Annotated in this window: 19 protein-coding genes; 14 read left to right on the top strand and 5 right to left on the bottom strand. The window is 41.3% G+C overall.

The features are described 5' to 3' along the window. Positions 1–2: 2 nt before the first annotated feature. From infA to ABTP35_RS03230, 11 genes are all read left to right on the top strand, one after another. On the top strand, positions 3–218 hold the full coding sequence (gene infA / locus ABTP35_RS03280) for a translation initiation factor IF-1 (RefSeq protein ID WP_014031991.1): 216 nt from the start codon (positions 3–5) through the stop codon (positions 216–218). A gap of 4 nt (positions 219–222) precedes the next feature. Beyond that, positions 223–339: a type B 50S ribosomal protein L36 gene (ykgO, locus tag ABTP35_RS03275; RefSeq protein ID WP_010519235.1), complete on the top strand. Its 117-nt coding sequence runs from the start codon at positions 223–225 to the stop codon at positions 337–339. Positions 340–341: 2 nt separating this feature from the next. Then, positions 342–716, top strand: a complete 375-nt coding sequence (gene rpsM / locus ABTP35_RS03270) for a 30S ribosomal protein S13 (protein WP_224837437.1) — start codon at positions 342–344, stop codon at positions 714–716. A gap of 98 nt (positions 717–814) precedes the next feature. Then, entirely contained in the window at positions 815–1,207 is a 393-nt protein-coding gene (gene rpsK, locus ABTP35_RS03265) for a 30S ribosomal protein S11 (RefSeq protein ID WP_224837438.1), read from the top strand. Positions 1,208–1,320: 113 nt separating this feature from the next. Further along, positions 1,321–1,926 carry a 30S ribosomal protein S4 gene (rpsD, locus tag ABTP35_RS03260; RefSeq protein ID WP_224837439.1) on the top strand — a complete coding sequence of 202 codons (606 nt, stop codon included), beginning with the start codon at positions 1,321–1,323 and terminating at the stop codon, positions 1,924–1,926. Positions 1,927–1,947: 21 nt separating this feature from the next. Further along, positions 1,948–2,940: a DNA-directed RNA polymerase subunit alpha gene (locus ABTP35_RS03255; protein WP_224837440.1), complete on the top strand. Its 993-nt coding sequence runs from the start codon at positions 1,948–1,950 to the stop codon at positions 2,938–2,940. A 60-nt stretch (positions 2,941–3,000) separates the two neighbouring features. Continuing rightward, a complete protein-coding gene (gene rplQ / locus ABTP35_RS03250) occupies positions 3,001–3,504 on the top strand; it encodes a 50S ribosomal protein L17 (RefSeq protein WP_293293910.1) in 504 nt (167 codons plus the stop codon). Positions 3,505–3,601: 97 nt separating this feature from the next. Further along, positions 3,602–4,714 carry a glutamine-hydrolyzing carbamoyl-phosphate synthase small subunit gene (gene carA / locus ABTP35_RS03245; RefSeq protein ID WP_224837442.1) on the top strand — a complete coding sequence of 371 codons (1,113 nt, stop codon included), beginning with the start codon at positions 3,602–3,604 and terminating at the stop codon, positions 4,712–4,714. A 117-nt stretch (positions 4,715–4,831) separates the two neighbouring features. Continuing rightward, a complete protein-coding gene (gene eno / locus ABTP35_RS03240; protein WP_224837443.1) occupies positions 4,832–6,124 on the top strand; it encodes a phosphopyruvate hydratase in 1,293 nt (430 codons plus the stop codon). 120 nt (positions 6,125–6,244) lie between these two features. Continuing rightward, entirely contained in the window at positions 6,245–7,783 is a 1,539-nt protein-coding gene (locus ABTP35_RS03235; protein WP_293293913.1) for a glycogen/starch synthase, read from the top strand. Between the two features lie 120 nt (positions 7,784–7,903). Then, positions 7,904–9,187, top strand: coding sequence for a citrate synthase (locus ABTP35_RS03230; RefSeq protein ID WP_293293915.1), 1,284 nt, complete (start codon positions 7,904–7,906; stop codon positions 9,185–9,187). 67 nt (positions 9,188–9,254) lie between these two features. On the opposite strand, the gene ABTP35_RS03225 is transcribed toward ABTP35_RS03230, so the two are convergent. After that, positions 9,255–9,722, bottom strand: a complete 468-nt coding sequence (locus tag ABTP35_RS03225; protein WP_293293917.1) for a hypothetical protein — start codon at positions 9,720–9,722, stop codon at positions 9,255–9,257. 281 nt (positions 9,723–10,003) lie between these two features. Between ABTP35_RS03225 and ABTP35_RS03220 the strand changes: the two genes are divergently transcribed. Next, positions 10,004–10,918 (top strand): arginine deiminase family protein, encoded by a 915-nt coding sequence (locus ABTP35_RS03220; RefSeq protein ID WP_293293919.1) that lies wholly within the window; start codon positions 10,004–10,006, stop codon positions 10,916–10,918. Positions 10,919–10,961: 43 nt separating this feature from the next. Further along, entirely contained in the window at positions 10,962–11,903 is a 942-nt protein-coding gene (gene ctlX / locus ABTP35_RS03215) for a citrulline utilization hydrolase CtlX (RefSeq protein WP_293293921.1), read from the top strand. 256 nt (positions 11,904–12,159) lie between these two features. On the opposite strand, the gene ABTP35_RS03210 is transcribed toward ctlX, so the two are convergent. From ABTP35_RS03210 to ABTP35_RS03195, 4 genes are all read right to left on the bottom strand, one after another. Continuing rightward, positions 12,160–13,797: a carboxypeptidase-like regulatory domain-containing protein gene (locus tag ABTP35_RS03210; protein WP_293293923.1), complete on the bottom strand. Its 1,638-nt coding sequence runs from the start codon at positions 13,795–13,797 to the stop codon at positions 12,160–12,162. Between the two features lie 281 nt (positions 13,798–14,078). Next, positions 14,079–15,503, bottom strand: a complete 1,425-nt coding sequence (locus ABTP35_RS03205; protein ID WP_252080521.1) for an SDR family oxidoreductase — start codon at positions 15,501–15,503, stop codon at positions 14,079–14,081. Beyond that, on the bottom strand, positions 15,500–15,925 hold the full coding sequence (locus tag ABTP35_RS03200) for a hypothetical protein (protein ID WP_293293926.1): 426 nt from the start codon (positions 15,923–15,925) through the stop codon (positions 15,500–15,502). The genes ABTP35_RS03205 and ABTP35_RS03200 overlap by 4 nt, the downstream gene beginning before the upstream one ends. A 2-nt stretch (positions 15,926–15,927) precedes the next feature. Next, a complete protein-coding gene (locus tag ABTP35_RS03195) occupies positions 15,928–16,281 on the bottom strand; it encodes a VOC family protein (protein WP_293293928.1) in 354 nt (117 codons plus the stop codon). 106 nt (positions 16,282–16,387) lie between these two features. Here ABTP35_RS03195 and argS point away from each other — a divergent pair, with 106 nt between their 5' ends. Further along, on the top strand, positions 16,388–18,166 hold the full coding sequence (gene argS / locus ABTP35_RS03190) for an arginine--tRNA ligase (RefSeq protein ID WP_293293930.1): 1,779 nt from the start codon (positions 16,388–16,390) through the stop codon (positions 18,164–18,166). Positions 18,167–18,298 lie beyond the last annotated feature (132 nt).

Genomic DNA, 18,298 nt, shown 5'->3' with positions numbered 1-18,298 from the left:
TTATGGCAAAGCAGCCAGCAATAGAACAAGACGGGACTATTATTGAAGCATTGTCCAATGCAATGTTCAGGGTAGAATTGGAAAACGGACACGTGGTAACGGCGCACATCTCCGGAAAAATGCGGATGCACTATATTAAGTTGCTTCCCGGGGATAAGGTAAAGTTGGAAATGAGTCCATACGATTTAACAAAAGCAAGAATTACGTATAGATACTAGTTACATGAAAGTAAGAGCATCAATAAAGAAGAGAAGTGCCGACTGCAAGATTGTTCGCAGAAAGGGCAGATTGTATGTAATCAACAAAAAGAATCCTAGATTTAAACAAAGACAAGGGTAATTATGGCAAGAATTGCAGGGGTAGATATACCTAAACAAAAGCGTGGCGTTATTTCGCTTACCTATATCTTCGGGGTAGGTAAAAGCAGGGCGAAGGAAATTTTGGCGGCGGCCCAAGTAAGTGAAGATACCAAGGTTTCAGATTGGACCGACGATGAAATCGGAAAAATCAGGGAAGCTGTTGGTGCCTACACCATAGAAGGAGAACTTCGTTCAGAGACCCAAATGAACATCAAGCGTTTGATGGACATCGGTTGTTACCGTGGAATTCGTCACAGATCCGGATTGCCATTGAGAGGTCAACGTACCAAAAACAACTCTAGGACCAGAAAAGGAAAAAGAAAAACAGTTGCCAACAAGAAAAAAGCAACTAAATAATATATAGTCATTAGTATTTAGACGTTAGAAGAATCTGTTTGAAATGTAAAAGTCTAGGATTCCAATAACCAAAAAGCTAACACTAGAAACTAAAAAATATGGCAAAGGCAAGTACCAAAACAGCAAAGAAGCGCAAGGTAGTAGTAGAATCTACCGGAGAGGCGCATGTTGTTGCATCTTTCAACAACATCATTATTTCACTTACCAATAAGAAAGGTGATGTTATATCATGGTCATCCGCAGGTAAAATGGGTTTCCGAGGCTCTAAAAAGAACACTCCATACGCAGCACAGGTTGCAGCAGAAGATTGTGCCAAGGTTGCTCACGAAGCAGGACTGAGAAAAGTGAAGGTTTATGTAAAAGGACCAGGTAACGGTAGAGAATCAGCTATACGTTCCATTCACAATGCAGGAATCGAAGTAACAGAGATCGTAGATGTTACTCCATTGCCGCACAACGGATGTAGACCACCGAAAAGAAGAAGAGTTTAATTATCAATTATATTGTTTAACGGGCCCCCTAAAAAGGGTCTTCACCCGAAGGTGCAGTTAGATTATCGAAGGATAAGCCTTAATTCATAATCGCACTTTCAAATAAATAGAAGATGGCAAGATACACAGGACCAAAAACAAAAATCGCTAGAAAATTTGGAGAAGCGATTTTCGGAGACGATAAGTCGTTCGAAAAGAAAAATTATCCTCCAGGACAACACGGTAACAACAGACGTCGTGGTAAGAAATCTGAATACGCAATCCAGTTAATGGAAAAGCAAAAAGCAAAATACACATACGGTATTTTGGAAAAGCAATTCCGTAACCTGTTTGCCGAGGCGAAAAGAAAAGAAGGAGTAACCGGTGAGGTATTGCTTCAATTGTGCGAGTCTCGTTTGGACAACGTAGTTTTCAGAATGGGAATTTCACCATCAAGAAGAGGCGCGCGCCAATTGGTTTCGCACCGTCACATTACCGTAAACGGAAATGTTGTTAACATTCCATCCTATTCACTAAAAGCAGGAGATGTAGTTGGTGTTAGGGAAAAATCTAAATCAGTACAGTCCATCGTAGATTCTTTGGCTAACAATAGCAGTGTTTACGAATGGATCACTTGGAACTCTGAAAAGAAAGAAGGTACTTACGTTGCTGTTCCAGAAAGACTTCAGATCCCTGAGAATATCAAGGAGCAACTGATAGTCGAATTATACTCTAAATAAGAATTCAACATTAATCCAATTATGGCATTACTTAATTTTCAGAAGCCCGATAAAGTTATAATGATCGATTCAACAGATTTCGAGGGGAAATTCGAATTTCGTCCTTTGGAACCTGGATATGGATTAACAGTTGGGAATGCGCTGAGAAGGGTTTTGCTTTCCTCTTTGGAAGGTTTTGCCATCACTTCTGTGCGCATAGATGGAGTTGAACATGAATTTTCTGTTATACCAGGCGTTGTTGAAGACGTTACAGAAATTATACTGAACCTAAAACAAGTTAGGTTCAAAAGACAGATTGATGATGTTGAGAGCGAAACCGTATCCATTTCCGTTAGCGGAAAGGAGCAAATGACCGCTGGTGACTTCCAAAAGTTCATCTCCGGATATCAAGTCCTTAACCCGGACTTGGTTATTTGCAACATGGATCCGAAAGTGAGCATCAACATGGAAATCGTTATAGAAAAAGGTCGTGGTTATGTTCCAGCGGAAGAAAACAAAAAATCCAATGCCCCTCTGGGCACAATTTCAGTGGATTCTGTTTACACTCCGATAAAGAATGTAAAATACAGCATCGAAAACTATAGGGTAGAGCAAAAGACCGATTACGAAAAATTGGTTTTTGAAATCATTACCGATGGTTCTATCCACCCAAAAGATGCATTGACCGAGGCCGCCAAAGTTTTGATTCACCACTTTATGCTGTTCTCCGATGAGCGCATCACCCTTGAGGCCGATGAAATTGCCCAGACAGAGACTTATGATGAGGAATCATTGCACATGCGCCAATTGTTGAAGACCAAATTAGTGGACATGGATTTGTCCGTAAGGGCTCTGAACTGTCTTAAAGCTGCCGAGGTGGATACTTTGGGGGATTTGGTATCATTCAATAAAAACGATTTGATGAAGTTCAGAAACTTCGGTAAAAAATCATTGACCGAATTGGAAGAATTGGTCATTAATAAAGGCCTACAATTTGGTATGGACCTTTCCAAATACAAATTAGATAAAGATTAACAATCATATTTTGCTCTCCTCATACAAAAGGATTTGGTAGCAAGATGATAACTTAGAACAATGAGACACGGAAAGAAGTTTAATCATTTAGGTAGAACTGCCGCACACAGAAAGGCAATGTTGGCCAACATGGGCTGTTCCCTAATAGAACATAAAAGAATCAACACAACGGTTGCAAAAGCCAAAGCGTTGAAAAGGTTTATCGAGCCTTTGATCACCAAAGCCAAGACCGAGAACAACCAGACTACCGAAAAAGGTACACACAACAGAAGGGTTGTTTTCAGTAACTTGAGAAGTAAAGAGGCTGTAACCGAATTGTTCGGTACAGTTGCTGAGAAAGTTGGCGACAGACCTGGAGGTTACACTAGAATTATTAAGTTAGGAAACCGATTGGGAGATAATGCCGATATGGCAATGATCGAGCTGGTAGATTTCAACGAGCTGTACAATGCAGGTAAACCTAAGAAGAAATCGACCAGAAGAAGCAGAAGAGGTGGTGGAGCTAAAAAAGTTGAAGCACCGGCCCCGGCAGCTGAAACAAAAACTGACGATTCTGAAGAATAAGAAGAATGTTATTAACTATTGTATTTTAGGAAAAAGGATAAGTGAAAACTTATCCTTTTTTTATGTTTTTTTGTCATAACTGAAACTAGAGCACGAAATGAAGTATCACACAAAGAAAAAAGCGTTGATTTTGTTGGCCGATGGAACCATTTTTTATGGAAAGGCAGTCGGAGGTAGAGAAGGTACCGCAGTAGGAGAAGTATGTTTCAACACCGGGATGACCGGTTATCAAGAGATTTTTACCGATCCATCCTATTACGGTCAATTAATGGTGACCACTAACGCGCACATTGGCAATTACGGAGCCCATTTGGACGAAGTGGAATCGGATTCTGTTAAGATTGCAGGTCTGATCTGTAAAAATTTCAGTTACGAATATTCAAGACCAGACGCCACTATGAGCCTTTTGGATTTCTTGGACAACAATAACCTTTTGGCCATCTCCGATGTAGATACCCGTGCTTTGGTAAGCTACATTAGGGACAATGGAGCCATGAACGCATTGATTTCCACTAGAGTTGACGAAATCGAAGCTCTAAAAGAGGAGTTGAAGCAAGTGCCAAGCATGGAAGGTCTGGAACTATCTTCCAAAGTATCCACAAAAGAACCATATTTCTATGGAGATGAAAATGCGGATATTAAAATTTCCGCTTTGGATATCGGAATCAAAAAGAATATCCTAAGAAACCTGGCAAAAAGAGGAGCGTACATTAAAGTCTTCCCATACAACACGTCGTATTCGGAAATGAAGGAATGGAACCCCGATGGATATTTTATATCAAACGGACCAGGTGACCCAGAGCCTTTGACAGATGCCGTTGCAGCAACCAAAGAAATGATCGCTTCCGACAAGCCATTGTTCGGAATCTGTTTGGGGCACCAAGTATTGGCATTGGCCAACGGAGTATCCACCTATAAAATGCACAATGGCCACAGGGGAATCAACCACCCGATACTAAATTTAATGACCGGTAAGGGTGAGATCACTTCGCAAAACCATGGATTTGCCGTGAATAGGGAAGAGACAGAGGCCAACGCCGAACTGGAAATTACACATACCCATTTGAACGACCAGACGGTGGCAGGAATAAAAATGAAGAACAAAGATGTTTTCTCGGTACAATATCACCCAGAAGCAAGCCCAGGTCCACACGATGCAGATTATTTGTTCGACCAGTTCTTTGATTTGATCAAGGCTAGGAAAAACTAAAACGATATAGTTTTATTTTTAAGTAAATATGTGCGTTTTGTGAGGATTATCATGGAATTAAAAACAGCACCTTTTGTATCTTAGCCCAATAATCACAACTAAAAATATAGTAGTAAAATGAGCATCATTATCAACATTCATGCAAGACAGATATTGGATTCCAGAGGGAACCCGACAGTAGAAGTAGATGTCGTAACAGAAAATGGAATTATGGGAAGGGCGGCAGTGCCTTCTGGAGCCTCTACCGGAGAGCATGAAGCCGTTGAGTTGCGCGATGGTGGCAATTCCTTTATGGGTAAAGGAGTAGGTAATGCAGTAAACAATGTAAATACCCTGATAGCCGAAGAATTGATCGGTACTTCTGTTTTTGAACAGAATTACATCGACCAGACAATGATCGAGCTGGATGGCACGCCGAACAAATCAAAATTGGGAGCAAATGCCATACTGGGGGTTTCCTTGGCAGTTGCCAAAGCGGCAGCCAATGAATTGGGTATGCCGTTGTACCGCTACGTGGGCGGCGTAAGTGCCAACACACTTCCAGTTCCAATGATGAACATTATAAATGGAGGTTCGCACTCCGATGCTCCCATTGCGTTCCAAGAGTTTATGGTGATGCCCGTTAAGGCCAAGGATTTTAGCCATGCCATGCAAATGGGGACAGAGATCTTCCATAACCTTAAAAAAGTATTGCACGATCGTAATTTGAGTACTGCAGTGGGAGATGAAGGAGGGTTCGCCCCAACCTTGGAAGGTGGTACCGAAGATGCTTTGGATACTATCGGAAAAGCGGTGGAAAAAGCTGGCTACAAATTGGGTGATGAGATCATGATCGCATTGGATTGCGCGTCTGCGGAATTCTACGTGGACGGCAAATACGATTATACCAAGTTCGAAGGAGATAAGGGAATGGTCAGAACATCCGAAGAACAGGCCCAATACTTGGCCGATCTTTGCGAAAAATATCCAATAATTTCCATAGAAGACGGAATGGACGAGAACGATTGGGACGGTTGGAAGATGCTGACCGACAAAATCGGTGATAAGGTACAATTGGTAGGCGATGATCTATTCGTGACCAACGTAGAGCGTTTGTCCCGTGGTATCGAGAACGGTATTGCCAATTCTATTTTGATCAAAGTAAATCAAATTGGTACATTAACGGAAACCATTGCAGCCGTAAATATGGCCAAGAATGCAGGATATACTTCCGTAATGTCCCATAGATCTGGTGAAACCGAAGACAATACCATTGCTGATTTGGCAGTAGCTTTGAACACAGGTCAGATCAAGACCGGTTCCGCTTCTCGAAGTGATCGTATGGCCAAATACAACCAACTGTTGAGAATTGAAGAAGAGTTGGGAGATGTGGCCTACTATCCACAAGAAAAAGCATTCAAAGTAAAATAATCATAATGATTACTTAGCATTAAAAAAGCCTTTTCCGTTTCGGAAAGGCTTTTTTTTGTTTCAGTAACAAACTTTGGTTAAATTAAGGGTGCACTAAACTACCATATCAAATTCTACTACATGAACAACTTTCTTTTTGTCGCCGCCGAAAACGATGCTTTGGAAAACTGTAAAGCCGGGGGCATGGGCGATGTGGTTCGCGATGTACCGAGACAAATTTCGGAGCGTGGAGATAAAGTGCACGTGGTTGTTCCGGCCTATTCCAGACTACATCATGGGGGATTGCCACGGACTACCCTGAATTTTTCATTGCGGGGCATGGCCTACACTGCGGAGTTGTACGAAGTAAAACCTAAAAAAGAATTTCCCAATATATTTCATTATGTGCTCCATCATCCTGAGATAGAAGCTGGTGATATTGCACACATCTACCACAACGACCCAGAAGAGCCGTTTTACACCGACGCCATTAAATACATTATATTTTGTACAGCGGTTGCAGAAGCCATAAAGCAAGGTGCCTTTGGCGATGTGGACATTGTACATTTACACGACTGGCATTCCAGTCTGCTTTTGTTCTTAAGGGAATATCACATAGAGTATACCAATTTAAAGGACATACGCATAGTGTATAGCATCCACAATTTGGCAATACAGGGAATTCGTCCGTTCGATGGCAATTATTCTTCGGTAAAAAACTGGTTCCCCAGTGTACCGTTGGACTATCAAAAGTTGATGGATTACCGATATCAGGATTGCATTAACCTTATGGCCGTAGGTATTCGATTTGCAGATGCTGTACATACCGTTTCACCATCCTATAAAGAAGATGTGCTACTGCCAAGTTCCCCACCGGAGTTTATTGGTGGCGAAGGGTTGGAAAAAGACCTACAGAAAGCGGATCAAGAAGGACGTTTGTTCGGTATTTTGAACGGATGTAATTATAAGAACATCAACAAGGAGAAGAAAGGAAATATTTATCGCAATACGGTAAAGGCTTTGTTTAGATGGTTGCAAGAGGAATCCAAAAAATACAAGGCCGATTTTTTGGCACACACCGGGGAGAAAATAATGGCATATGTGGACGAAAACCCTAAGTTCATCGCTTCGAGTGTGGCACGGTTGACCGAGCAAAAGTTTTACTTTTTTATGCGATCTCCCGAAGCATTTGTAGAAATTTTGAAACGATTGGAGAAAGTCGACGGAATTTTTATGCTGTTGGGAACGGGTGCACCGGAATACGAAGAGCTTTTTAGAAAATTGAGCTACGAGCACAAAAACTTTATTTTCACCAATGGTCAGTCGGAAAAGTTGATCGATTCCATTTATTTGGAATCGGACCTGTATTTCATGCCCAGTCTGTTTGAACCTTGTGGAATTAGCCAGATGTTGGCCATGCGGAACGGAAATCCATGCCTTGTGCACCATACCGGGGGGCTAAAGGATACCGTTGAACACATGAAAACCGGTTTTGCCTTTGATGGGGAAAGCTACGACGAGAAAATTTCCAGCATGATCCAGACTCTGGATGAGGCACTAGATGTGTTCGAAAACGACAAACCTACCTGGAAAAAAATCCAATCCGCTGCGCGTAGAAAACGTTTTACATGGAAGAAATCAGCGGACGAGTATTACAAACTGCTCTATAAATTGGATTAGGTTATTTTTCCTATATCATTTTAGCGTTAATATCAGCACAAAAAGGGTCTGTAAATTGTTAATGGCAGTGCTTTTTCGTAATTTTCGCAATCAATTTTTACTAATCTATTAAAATATAAAATGTCGGATAAAGCTATACTCGAATATGGGGGAGAAAGGTATGAATTCCCTGTGATCAAAGGTACTGAAGATGAATTGGCCATAGATATTAAAACCTTGAGGGCCGCAACAGGAATGGTGACGATAGACCCCGGATATAAAAATACGGGCTCGTGCGAAAGTGCCATTACTTTTTTGGATGGCGAGCAAGGTATTTTAAGATATCGTGGATATTCCATTGAAGATTTAGCAGAGAAAGCCGACTTTTTGGAAGTAGCCTACCTATTAATATTTGGTGAACTGCCTAATAAAGAACAATTGGAGAAATTCCATAGCGATATCAAGGAAGAGTCCCAAGTTGATGAAGAAATGAAGAAAATCTTGGATGGCTTTCCAAAATCGGCTCACCCAATGGGGGTGTTATCCTCGTTGACCAGTGCTTTGGTGGCGTTCAATCCATCTTGCGTAGATGTATCCTCGGAATCCGCCATGTACAATTCCATAGTCCGTATTTTGGCCAAGTTCCCAGTGTTGGTCGCTTGGGCCATGCGCAAGAAAAAAGGTCTTCCGTTGGATTATGGAGACGATACCTTGGGGTATGTTGAGAACATCCATAAAATGATGTTCAAAAGACCTAATCAAGAGTATAAAAGAGACCCTATTGCCATTGATGCCCTAGATAAACTTTTGATTTTACACGCTGATCACGAGCAAAACTGTTCAACTTCTACAGTTCGTATTGTGGGTTCTTCGCACGCCGGATTGTTCGCATCGCTGTCCGCAGGTATTTCTGCACTTTGGGGACCATTGCACGGGGGGGCCAACCAAGCGGTTTTAGAAATGCTCGAGGCTATTGAGGCCGATGGAGGCGATACTAAAAAATATATGGCCAAAGCCAAGGATAAGGACGATTCCTTCCGTTTGATGGGCTTTGGACACCGTGTATACAAAAACTTTGACCCAAGGGCAAAGATCATTAAAAAATCCGCAGACGAAGTGTTGGGCAATCTAGGTATCGAAGATCCTATTTTGGACATAGCCAAAGGTCTGGAAAAAGAAGCATTGGAAGATCAGTACTTTGTAGATAGAAAATTATATCCAAACGTGGATTTTTATTCCGGTATCATTTATCGGGCGTTGGGCATACCTACAGAAATGTTTACCGTAATGTTCGCGTTGGGCAGACTGCCCGGCTGGATAGCACAATGGAGAGAAATGCGTTTGAGAAAAGAGCCCATCGGAAGGCCAAGACAGGTATACATAGGAGAAAACCTAAGAAGTTTTGTTCCTTTGGAAAAAAGGTAAGATTTGGGACAATACAAAAATTAAAAGGGGCGGTTTCGCCCCTTTTTATATGGGGTAAACCTTTAAACTACAACATGCCTGCGGCATTATGGTTCAACGATTTGTCCCTTTCGTAGCAAATTCGCATAATTTCCAAATGATAATATTTCTGTAGGTCGGATATATCTTTATTGGCAATAATGTGCTTGGATTTTTCAAAGGATTGATGGATATATTCATGCGCATCCACCGTGCTTAGATTCTTTAAGGTAGCGTCCATGGATCTCCCAAACTTTTTTATAGAAGCATCTATTTTGGAGATCGAACTATCCAACTGAAGCTCATATAATTTTTGAATATGCCCATGTAGTACTGTGGGTAGATCAGCATCTGTAATACAATCGTTGTATTTGATGGAGGATTGTCCTCCAAAAGGTAGACCGGCATCAGGTTTGGAAGATAAACGGACATCATTCATTTTTTGGAACGCATGCATACTTCCCATAATAATGAATAAGGTAGCTAAAATAGCTGATGTAAGTAGTAGTTTTTTCATAAGTAGGAAAAATCTTAATGCAAATGTAGTCAATATAATTTATTGGAAAACTGATAATTATTAGTTTTTTGGTTTCAAAGCTATTTTTAAGCATTTGATAAACAATTTCGTATAGAATAACATCATTTTGTCGATTTAATATTTCTACCGTGTATTCAGTAAAGAATTTTTGATTTTGTCAGGGTAAAAAAATCAAGTAAAACACTAGATTTGCCCTCATACCCTAAAGGACACTACTTTAGGGTGGTCATCTATGATTTTTGACCCATAAAAAACCTTATATGATTAAACTAAACGTGGTCAACGAGACCAGTGCACTAAAAGAGGTTATACTGGGAACGGCACAAAGCAATGGACCTGTACCCACTATTGATGAAGCCTACGATCCAAAATCCATTGAACATATCAAAGCGGGCACTTACCCCAAAGAAGAGGATATGATCAAAGAAATGGAGGCCTTTGCCCAGGTTTTTGCCAAGTACGGGGTAAAGGTATATCGACCGGAAGTCCTCCAAGATTGCAACCAAATTTTTGCAAGGGATATTGCTTTTGTAATAGAGGACAAATTGTTCCATGCCAATATTTTGCCCGATCGAGAGCAGGAATTTGAGGCCATACATAATGTGCTGGATATAATTGACCCCAATAAAATAATTAGGCCGCCGGAAGAGGTGCATATTGAAGGTGGTGACGTAATGCCATGGAACGATCATATTTTTATTGGAACCTACACAGGCCCGGACTATGCTAGCTATATTACGGCACGAACAAATATTGAGGCAGTTGAGTTTATTCGCGATATGTTTCCACATAAGACCGTAAAGTCTTTCGAACTGCGTAAATCCAATACCGATCCCAAGGAAAATGCCCTGCATTTGGATTGTTGTTTTCAACCTGTTGGTAAGGACAAAGCTATTTTGCATAAAAACGGTTTTTTGGTAGAGGAAGAATATCAATATTTGGTTGATTTTTTTGGTACAGATAACATTTTTGAGATAGATAAAGAGGAAATGTACCAAATGTTCAGTAATGTTTTCTCCATATCGCCAGAGGTAGTGGTATCCGAAAAAAGCTTTACCAGACTCAACAATTGGCTTCGTGACCATGGTTTTACCGTGGAAGAAATTCCCTATGCCGAGATTGCCAAACAGGAGGGGCTGTTACGTTGTAGCACCATGCCTTTGGTAAGAGCGTAAATTAGTAAAATAACCCCTTTTGCGGGGAACAACAAAAAACTTCATGCAATTGAGAAATCAGATTACCAATACCATTCTTATGGTTCGTCCGGTTAATTTTAGGATGAACGAACAAACAGCGGTCAACAATTATTTTCAAGAAGACCCGGATTTAAAAAAAGCCGAAATCAACCTAAAGGCACAACAGGAGTTTGATCAATTTGTAAAGGTGCTTCGGGAGCAGGGCGTAAATGTATTGACCATAGATGATAATATGCAGCAGGATACACCAGACTCTATTTTTCCAAATAACTGGGTGTCCTTTCACGATAACGGAACAGTATGTGTATACCCGATGTTTGCCGAAAACCGAAGAAGAGAACGTAGAGAGGATATATTTGAGTTGTTGGAACAGAACGGATTTGTGATCAACAATGTTATGGATTATACATCTGCCGAGGAAGAGGGCGTGTATTTGGAAGGCACTGGGAGCATACTAATGGACCGCATAAATCAAAAGGCCTATTGTGCTTTGTCCGAGCGAGCCCACGAAGAGCTATTTATAGAATTTTGCGAAGATTTTGATTGTTTTCCCGTGATTTTTCATGCAAACCAAACTGTGGACAATAAGCGATTGCCCATTTATCACACCAATGTAATGATGGCCATGGCGGAGACCTTTGCCGTAATCTGTTTGGATTGTATCGATGACAAAAAAGAAAGAAAAAGTGTCGTGGAACACCTAAAGATGGATGGAAAGGAAATCATTAAGATCACCGAAGAACAGATGTACCATTTTGCAGGGAACATGCTCCAAGTTGTGGGCTCCAACGACCGACGATTTATGGTAATGAGTACCCAGGCGTACAAAAGCCTGACCACACAACAGATCAATGCTATCGAAAAGCATTGTGGCATTGTACACAGTTCCCTTGATACCATTGAGACTTGCGGAGGCGGCAGTGCACGTTGTATGATGGCCGAAGTTTTTTTGCCAAAGGCATAGTGCCTGAGTTTCATTTCCAGATGGTTCCTGAGCGGAATCGAAAATGTATAGTGTCATTTCGAAATGAGATGCGAAAGCAGTGATTGAGAAATCATTACTGTTTTTTAGATTTCTCACTCTGCTTTCAGTCGGTTCGAAATGACACCTTACCATGATGAACTAGAAGGTATATAAAGTCAAGAGATAAAAACATGGAAGTCCCTTTATCCCAAATTTGTAGTTTGGAAACTCAGAACTCTTAACCCAAAACTCATAACTAATCTTCCTCTTCAACCGTAAAACCACGAATGGCCTGGTTGGGTTCCATAATATTGTAACCTTTCCAAAACTCGGGATTGTAACGGGGCATATAGGTGGCTCGCACTGTTTTATCCTCTTTGTAAGATGTGAATTCGGATTTGGAAATATTATCTTGCTCGAACACTACGAGTTCATATTTGGTGGTCATGTTCATACGGAAATCAATGTTCAACTTTAATTCGTTTTGTTTACGGCGGCCTTTTACGTGTTTGTTTTTTTCCACGACTTTTAACGGACGGTCAACGCCAAAATATCTACCATCGGATAAATCCATAAACTGAAGATCGTATTTGCCAGTGGGCAATTTAGCAAAGCGCATGGTTCCCTTGTACATGGTTTTGCGGTAGGTAATGCCCAGCAACCTAAAATTGCGGAGGCGTTTTGTATTGGTAAAGTCGAGCCGCATAATGGCATAATCCTCAATGTTGATGAATAGGCGACCTTTAAAGTCCGCGCTGCTCCGTTTGGGCCAAAAGTCTATCACGTAGACCCCTGCATTGTCTATTTCCGCATAACCCGCCAGTTGAAATTCGTAGCGGTTGGGTTTTTCCACAAAGTCCAGCTTGGTGTCTTCTTTGTAATACAATTGACTCAACATTTCCTCAAACTGCCAGCGTTGGCTGTCCACCAATCCAGAAACACTGTCTTTTTTTACCTGAGCTTTCACTTTTTCAACTTGCTCCATCCGTTCGTCGTCCATAGTGTCCAAAATGGAATCCACTTGGATTTTTTCACTGAAAATGCCCGATTTAATTTTAAGATAGGATCCCGGTTTTACATTCTGTTTAAATATATCCTCCATGTGTTCGGCCAGATCTTCAAAGGAACCCACATCTTTTTTATCGTAAAGATCGGCCGCTTTTATTATGTTGAGTTTGTACTCCGTATCGTTTTTATAAAGATCCCCAAAACTTTCTGTGTAATGTGAAGCATGTTGTGGAATGGCCCTGGCTATACTGTCCATAAGCTCTTTGTTCAACTCTTTTATGGTGGATTTCTCAAAACCAAAATCCACTTTTTGCATGTTGGCCAGTTCCGATTTCCTTAGGAAGAAGCGTTGTTTAATGGTTTCCTTGTTCACGTTTTTGGGAATGTTCTCGATCATTTTTTCAATAATGTCGTCCACCTCCAGTTCCTTGTCGAAAACATAGACTCCGCTAAGTTCAATGGCCCTGGCATTTAATGTGATCACACTGTCTTGCATTTGCTCTAGGGCGAAACCTTTTTTTTCATACCCCATCGAGGTAATATAGATCGAATCGGGCCTGGAAATGCCATCCTCCAAAACAAAACTGAACCTGCCTTCTTCGTTTGTTATAACCCCGTTATATTCTCCATATTGAACAGTGGCATAGGGAATTCCTTTTTGGGTCTTGGCATCCACCAAACGAGAACTAATGGTCTGTGCCATTGTTGTAAACCCCGTAAAAATGCTAAAAATGGAAAGGTAGTAAATAGGTTTTATGGACATATTGTGATGTATGGTTTCATTAAAAATAGACGCCTCTTGGATGGAAAAGGTTGCCTGCTTGTTAGACGAGCCGAAATGAATTTTGTGACAAAGTGCCAAAAATTCCGCGAATAGTAGTGGCACTTAGTAGTATTTTAACAATGTATGTGTTTAAAGTTAGGTGTAGGGAGATAGGGGCAATGGAGAAAGATTTATGGTTTTTGATAAGGATTGTTCCTATTATAGAACCATCTATATTTTCTCGTTCATGGATGGGTCCCTGCGCGTAGTCGAACGGACAGCAGTATGGTTTGATCATTGCTCTCGAACTTGATCTTAATTTTCTTAGTTTGAAATGAGATTAATTGTTGTGTTTCTTTTGGTGAAAAGTACGTTGAGCAACATTTAAGGTCTAAACACTGGGGTCAATCAGTTTTTGCAATATTCTTTATCATATTCCCAAAAATGAAGAGGTGAAAGGGCAGTACGGAATACCAATACAGGCGACCCAATAATCCTTTCGGTCGGAACGTCGCGGTTTGGTACAGAATGTTGTCCTTGATCCTAAATTCTAGCCATGCTTCCCCAGGGGTTCGCATTTCTGCAAACAGGAGCAAACGCTTGTTTTTTTTGTCGGCTAAAAGCACTCTCCAAAAATCCAGGGCATCACCGGGAAAAATTTTATCAAGATGGGTTCGTCCACGTCGTAGCCCCGGACCTCCGACCAATTTATCCAAAAAACCACGGATTTTCCACAGCCAATTGCCATAATACCACCCATTTTCACCACCAATTCGCCAAATGTTGTCCAAAACAGCTCCTTCGTTTGTAATTTTGATGGATTTTTTGTCTTGTAGCACCCCGAATTTAGGCACTTGGATATAATTTTCGAGATCTTCCTGTATTTGCCCGCTCGCTATGCTGTCCTTCCAACTACTTATTACCAGATTCTGTTCAATTTTCTTAAAGGCCAGATCAATGGCTTCTTCATAAGTGTGGGTTTTTAATCCCAGCATTTGCTGTAATCGATTGTCCTTTGCCACGACTTCCATTTTCATGCTATCCACAAGATTTGTGGCCAATTTGTACGAAGTAGAGGTAACAAAATAAAGCCAATAGGAGGATAGTTTAGGTGTCATTACCGGAACGGTGAATATCCAGTTTTTAAAGCCACGGACCTTTGCATAGCGTTGGAGCATATCCTTGTAAGTAAGAACATCTGGCCCGCCAATATCAAAAGATTGGTCGTAGGTTTGCTTATTGCCCAATACCATGGTCAGAAATTGGATCACATCGCGAATGGCTATGGGCTGTGTTTTGGTAAGCACCCATTTGGGCGTGATCATGACCGGCAGTTTTTCGCAGAGATCTCGAATAATCTCAAAAGAGGAACTGCCCGAGCCTACAATGATCCCGGCTCGGAGCACGGTAAGTTTAAAATTGCCCCGATATAGTATGTCCTCCACATTTTTCCTGGAACTTAAATGTTTGGAGAGTTCTTCATTATTTACGATCCCGCTCAGGTAGATCACCTGTTCGCACTGGGTTTTTTCAATAATTTTATTAAAGTTTTTAGCGGCCTGGGCCTCCTTTTCATCAAAATCGGTAACCGAGGAGGTCATGGAGTGTATCAGGTAATAGGCCGCATCAATATCGGGGGGTATTTTTTGTTCTTCAGGGATGTCCAGAAAATCTATCTCAACAACTTGGATTCGGGAGCGTATCTTACTATCTACCGAAAGTCTTTTTTCATCCCGAACGGCACATACCACTTCGTGGCCCATGTCCAAAAGTTGGGGCAATAGACGCATACCGATATACCCATTGGCCCCTGTCAGTACTATTTTCATAGGTCTTCGAGATTTGTAGGTAGGTTTTCCGCACGATGATCCAATAACTTCTTAAAATAACGTTGGATAGCTTTGGTATCGGCACGTACCTTTACAAAATAATGGTCCATATAAATGGAATATATGCCAATATCCCCTTTGTACATATTTAATTTGTAATAGGGTATTGCCAGCCCGTAGGTTTCCAATCGGGAGCGAAACCGCACGATTATGCCGTTAGGTCGCATTTCTACATTGCACGTATTGGTATTGTTGTCCAAAACAAACAAATTATAAATATCTACACTGGCTTCTGTTACGTGTAGTTTTGGCGATCCAATGCCCCCCATGGCAAAACGATCTTTTAATGGGTAGGGTTTACCAACGGCATCGTTTATTTTTTGAATGATTTTTTTGTCGTTGTACGAAACGTTCAGTAGCATGTTTAAAGGTTTTGTCCAAATCGGATCAGGTTGCCGTCAATGTCCAATATGGAAAACTCTCGAACTCCCCAAGGTTTGTCTTCTAGACTGCCATTGGGGTGGATAACTTTGGAATTTTGCATTTCGAGGTAGAGCCCGTCCACATTTTCAACATAGATGTAACAACTGGTATTTTCTGGAAATATCTTGTTGTCGCATTTCCAAAAATGGATCTCCACTTTGTCCCTGCCAATTACGGCATAGTTTTCATCAATCCAGCCAGGTTTATCAAACCCCAATTTCTCTTTGTAAAAAGTCACGGTTTTATGGATGTCCATTGAGGCCAAAACCGGGGCGGCATGTTGAAGATGATCCATAGATAGTTTTTCTTAAAAATACGATTTATAAGTGGTCAACACCAATCCATATGACGGAAAAAGCCCAAAAAAATGCGTAGTTTTGCGCCCTTAAAAGCCTTTTTAAATGAGTTTGCAGAACGATTTGACCCAAAACGTGATCGAGGCGGTAAAACAACTGTACCAAGTTGAGCTGCCAACAGTGGAGTTTCAACCTACCCGGAAGGATTTTGAAGGAGATATTACCGTAGTGGTATTCCCAATGTTGCGCTACGTGAAGGGTAATCCTGTGCAGATTGGAACAAAGATCGGTGATTACTTGGTAGAGCAGGTCGACGAGGTATCCAAATGCAATGTGGTCCAAGGTTTTTTGAATATCGTTATCGAAGAAAGCTACTATTTAAATTTCTTCAATACCATATTGGGCGAGGTGGATTTTGGTTATGTAACATCTCGGTCCGATGATGCGGTAATGGTGGAGTATTCGTCCCCGAACACCAACAAACCATTACACTTGGGGCATATTCGAAACAACTTATTGGGGTATTCCGTGGCAGAGATTCTAAAAGCCTCGGGCAAAAAGGTCTATAAAACCCAGATCATTAACGATCGGGGAATACATATTTGCAAAAGTATGCTGGCCTGGCAGAAGTTTGGTGAAGGAGAAACGCCGGAGTCTTCGGGTTTAAAGGGCGATCACTTGGTCGGAAAGTACTATGTTGCTTTTGATAAGGCCTATAAAGAAGAAATTACCGTTCTGGTAGATAAGGGCATATCCAAGGAAAGAGCAGAGAAAGAAGCGCCAATATTGCTCGAAGCCCAGGAAATGCTTCGTAAATGGGAAGCTGGCGATGATGAGGTAGTACATCTTTGGAAAAAAATGAACGGTTGGGTGTACGATGGTTTCGATATTACCTACAAAAATTTGGGGGTTGATTTTGATACCCTGTACTACGAGAGCGATACCTATTTGTTGGGGCGTGATGTGGTAAAGGATGGATTGGAACGTGGTATTTTCTTTAGAAAAGAGGATGGCAGTGTTTGGATAGATCTTACCGATGAAGGCTTGGATGAGAAAATTGTGTTGCGTTCGGATGGTACCGCGGTATACATGACCCAGGATATTGGCACCGCCATTCAACGGGTAACCGATTTTCCGGATATCAACGGAATGGTCTATACAGTGGGAAACGAACAAGATTATCATTTTAAGGTCTTGTTCCTTATTCTTAAAAAGTTGGGTTATGCATGGGCAGAACAACTGTACCATTTAAGTTATGGTATGGTAGATCTGCCAAGTGGCAAAATGAAGAGCAGGGAAGGAACCGTTGTGGATGCCGATGACCTAATCAAAAATATGGAAGATACCGCAGCATCCATTTCACAAGAATTGGGCAAGCTCGACGGTTATACCGAAGAAGAAAAAAAACAATTGTACCGAACCATAGGTTTGGGGGCACTTAAATACTATATATTAAAAGTAGATCCCAAAAAACGTATTCTTTTTAACCCGGAGGAATCCGTGGATTTTCAAGGAAACACGGGGCCGTTTATCCAGTACACCTATGCAAGGATACAATCCATTTTGCGCAAGGCTGATTTTGATCTCTCGACTGAGCTCGACATAACAATGGATTTGCACGAAAAGGAGAAGGAACTATTGAAACAGCTGCAATTGTTCCCTGAAACGGTACAGTTGGCGGCAGAAAACTATAGTCCAGCACTAATTGCCAACTATACCTACGAACTGGTCAAGGAATTCAACTCGTTTTATCAACAAGTTTCCATTTTAGGTGAAACGGACGAACAAAAGAAAACCTTTAGGGTATTGTTGTCCAAGAAGGTGGGCGAGGTGATTCAATCTGCCTTCCGCCTGTTGGGTATCGATGTGCCCGAGAGAATGTAGCAACTTACTTTTGCCGGAACGACATCTTTTGTTATTTTGAGTAGCTAACCTGAGCGTATTCGATGGTTTTATAAAAGTGCTTTAGGTATTTTTTGCGAATTATTTGAGTGCTCACAAATTTGCGTAGGCCGT

This window comes from Flagellimonas alginilytica (genome assembly GCF_042134605.1).
GTDB classification, from domain to species: Bacteria; Bacteroidota; Bacteroidia; order Flavobacteriales; family Flavobacteriaceae; genus Flagellimonas; species Flagellimonas alginolytica.
Note: the sequence above shows the minus strand (reverse complement) of the source record. Positions and strands in the feature narration are given on the sequence as shown.

What these genes read in the sequence shown, in the direction of transcription:
- infA (WP_014031991.1), top strand. Translation starts at nt 3, where the DNA reads ATGGCAAAGCAGCCAGCAATAGAACAAGACGGGACTATTATTGAAGCA.
- ykgO (WP_010519235.1), top strand. Translation starts at nt 223, where the DNA reads ATGAAAGTAAGAGCATCAATAAAGAAGAGAAGTGCCGACTGCAAGATT.
- rpsM (WP_224837437.1), top strand. Translation starts at nt 342, where the DNA reads ATGGCAAGAATTGCAGGGGTAGATATACCTAAACAAAAGCGTGGCGTT.
- rpsK (WP_224837438.1), top strand. Translation starts at nt 815, where the DNA reads ATGGCAAAGGCAAGTACCAAAACAGCAAAGAAGCGCAAGGTAGTAGTA.
- rpsD (WP_224837439.1), top strand. Translation starts at nt 1,321, where the DNA reads ATGGCAAGATACACAGGACCAAAAACAAAAATCGCTAGAAAATTTGGA.
- ABTP35_RS03255 (WP_224837440.1), top strand. Translation starts at nt 1,948, where the DNA reads ATGGCATTACTTAATTTTCAGAAGCCCGATAAAGTTATAATGATCGAT.
- rplQ (WP_293293910.1), top strand. Translation starts at nt 3,001, where the DNA reads ATGAGACACGGAAAGAAGTTTAATCATTTAGGTAGAACTGCCGCACAC.
- carA (WP_224837442.1), top strand. Translation starts at nt 3,602, where the DNA reads ATGAAGTATCACACAAAGAAAAAAGCGTTGATTTTGTTGGCCGATGGA.
- eno (WP_224837443.1), top strand. Translation starts at nt 4,832, where the DNA reads ATGAGCATCATTATCAACATTCATGCAAGACAGATATTGGATTCCAGA.
- ABTP35_RS03235 (WP_293293913.1), top strand. Translation starts at nt 6,245, where the DNA reads ATGAACAACTTTCTTTTTGTCGCCGCCGAAAACGATGCTTTGGAAAAC.
- ABTP35_RS03230 (WP_293293915.1), top strand. Translation starts at nt 7,904, where the DNA reads ATGTCGGATAAAGCTATACTCGAATATGGGGGAGAAAGGTATGAATTC.
- ABTP35_RS03225 (WP_293293917.1), bottom strand. Translation starts at nt 9,722, where the DNA reads ATGAAAAAACTACTACTTACATCAGCTATTTTAGCTACCTTATTCATT.
- ABTP35_RS03220 (WP_293293919.1), top strand. Translation starts at nt 10,004, where the DNA reads ATGATTAAACTAAACGTGGTCAACGAGACCAGTGCACTAAAAGAGGTT.
- ctlX (WP_293293921.1), top strand. Translation starts at nt 10,962, where the DNA reads ATGCAATTGAGAAATCAGATTACCAATACCATTCTTATGGTTCGTCCG.
- ABTP35_RS03205 (WP_252080521.1), bottom strand. Translation starts at nt 15,503, where the DNA reads ATGAAAATAGTACTGACAGGGGCCAATGGGTATATCGGTATGCGTCTA.
- ABTP35_RS03200 (WP_293293926.1), bottom strand. Translation starts at nt 15,925, where the DNA reads ATGCTACTGAACGTTTCGTACAACGACAAAAAAATCATTCAAAAAATA.
- ABTP35_RS03195 (WP_293293928.1), bottom strand. Translation starts at nt 16,281, where the DNA reads ATGGATCATCTTCAACATGCCGCCCCGGTTTTGGCCTCAATGGACATC.
- argS (WP_293293930.1), top strand. Translation starts at nt 16,388, where the DNA reads ATGAGTTTGCAGAACGATTTGACCCAAAACGTGATCGAGGCGGTAAAA.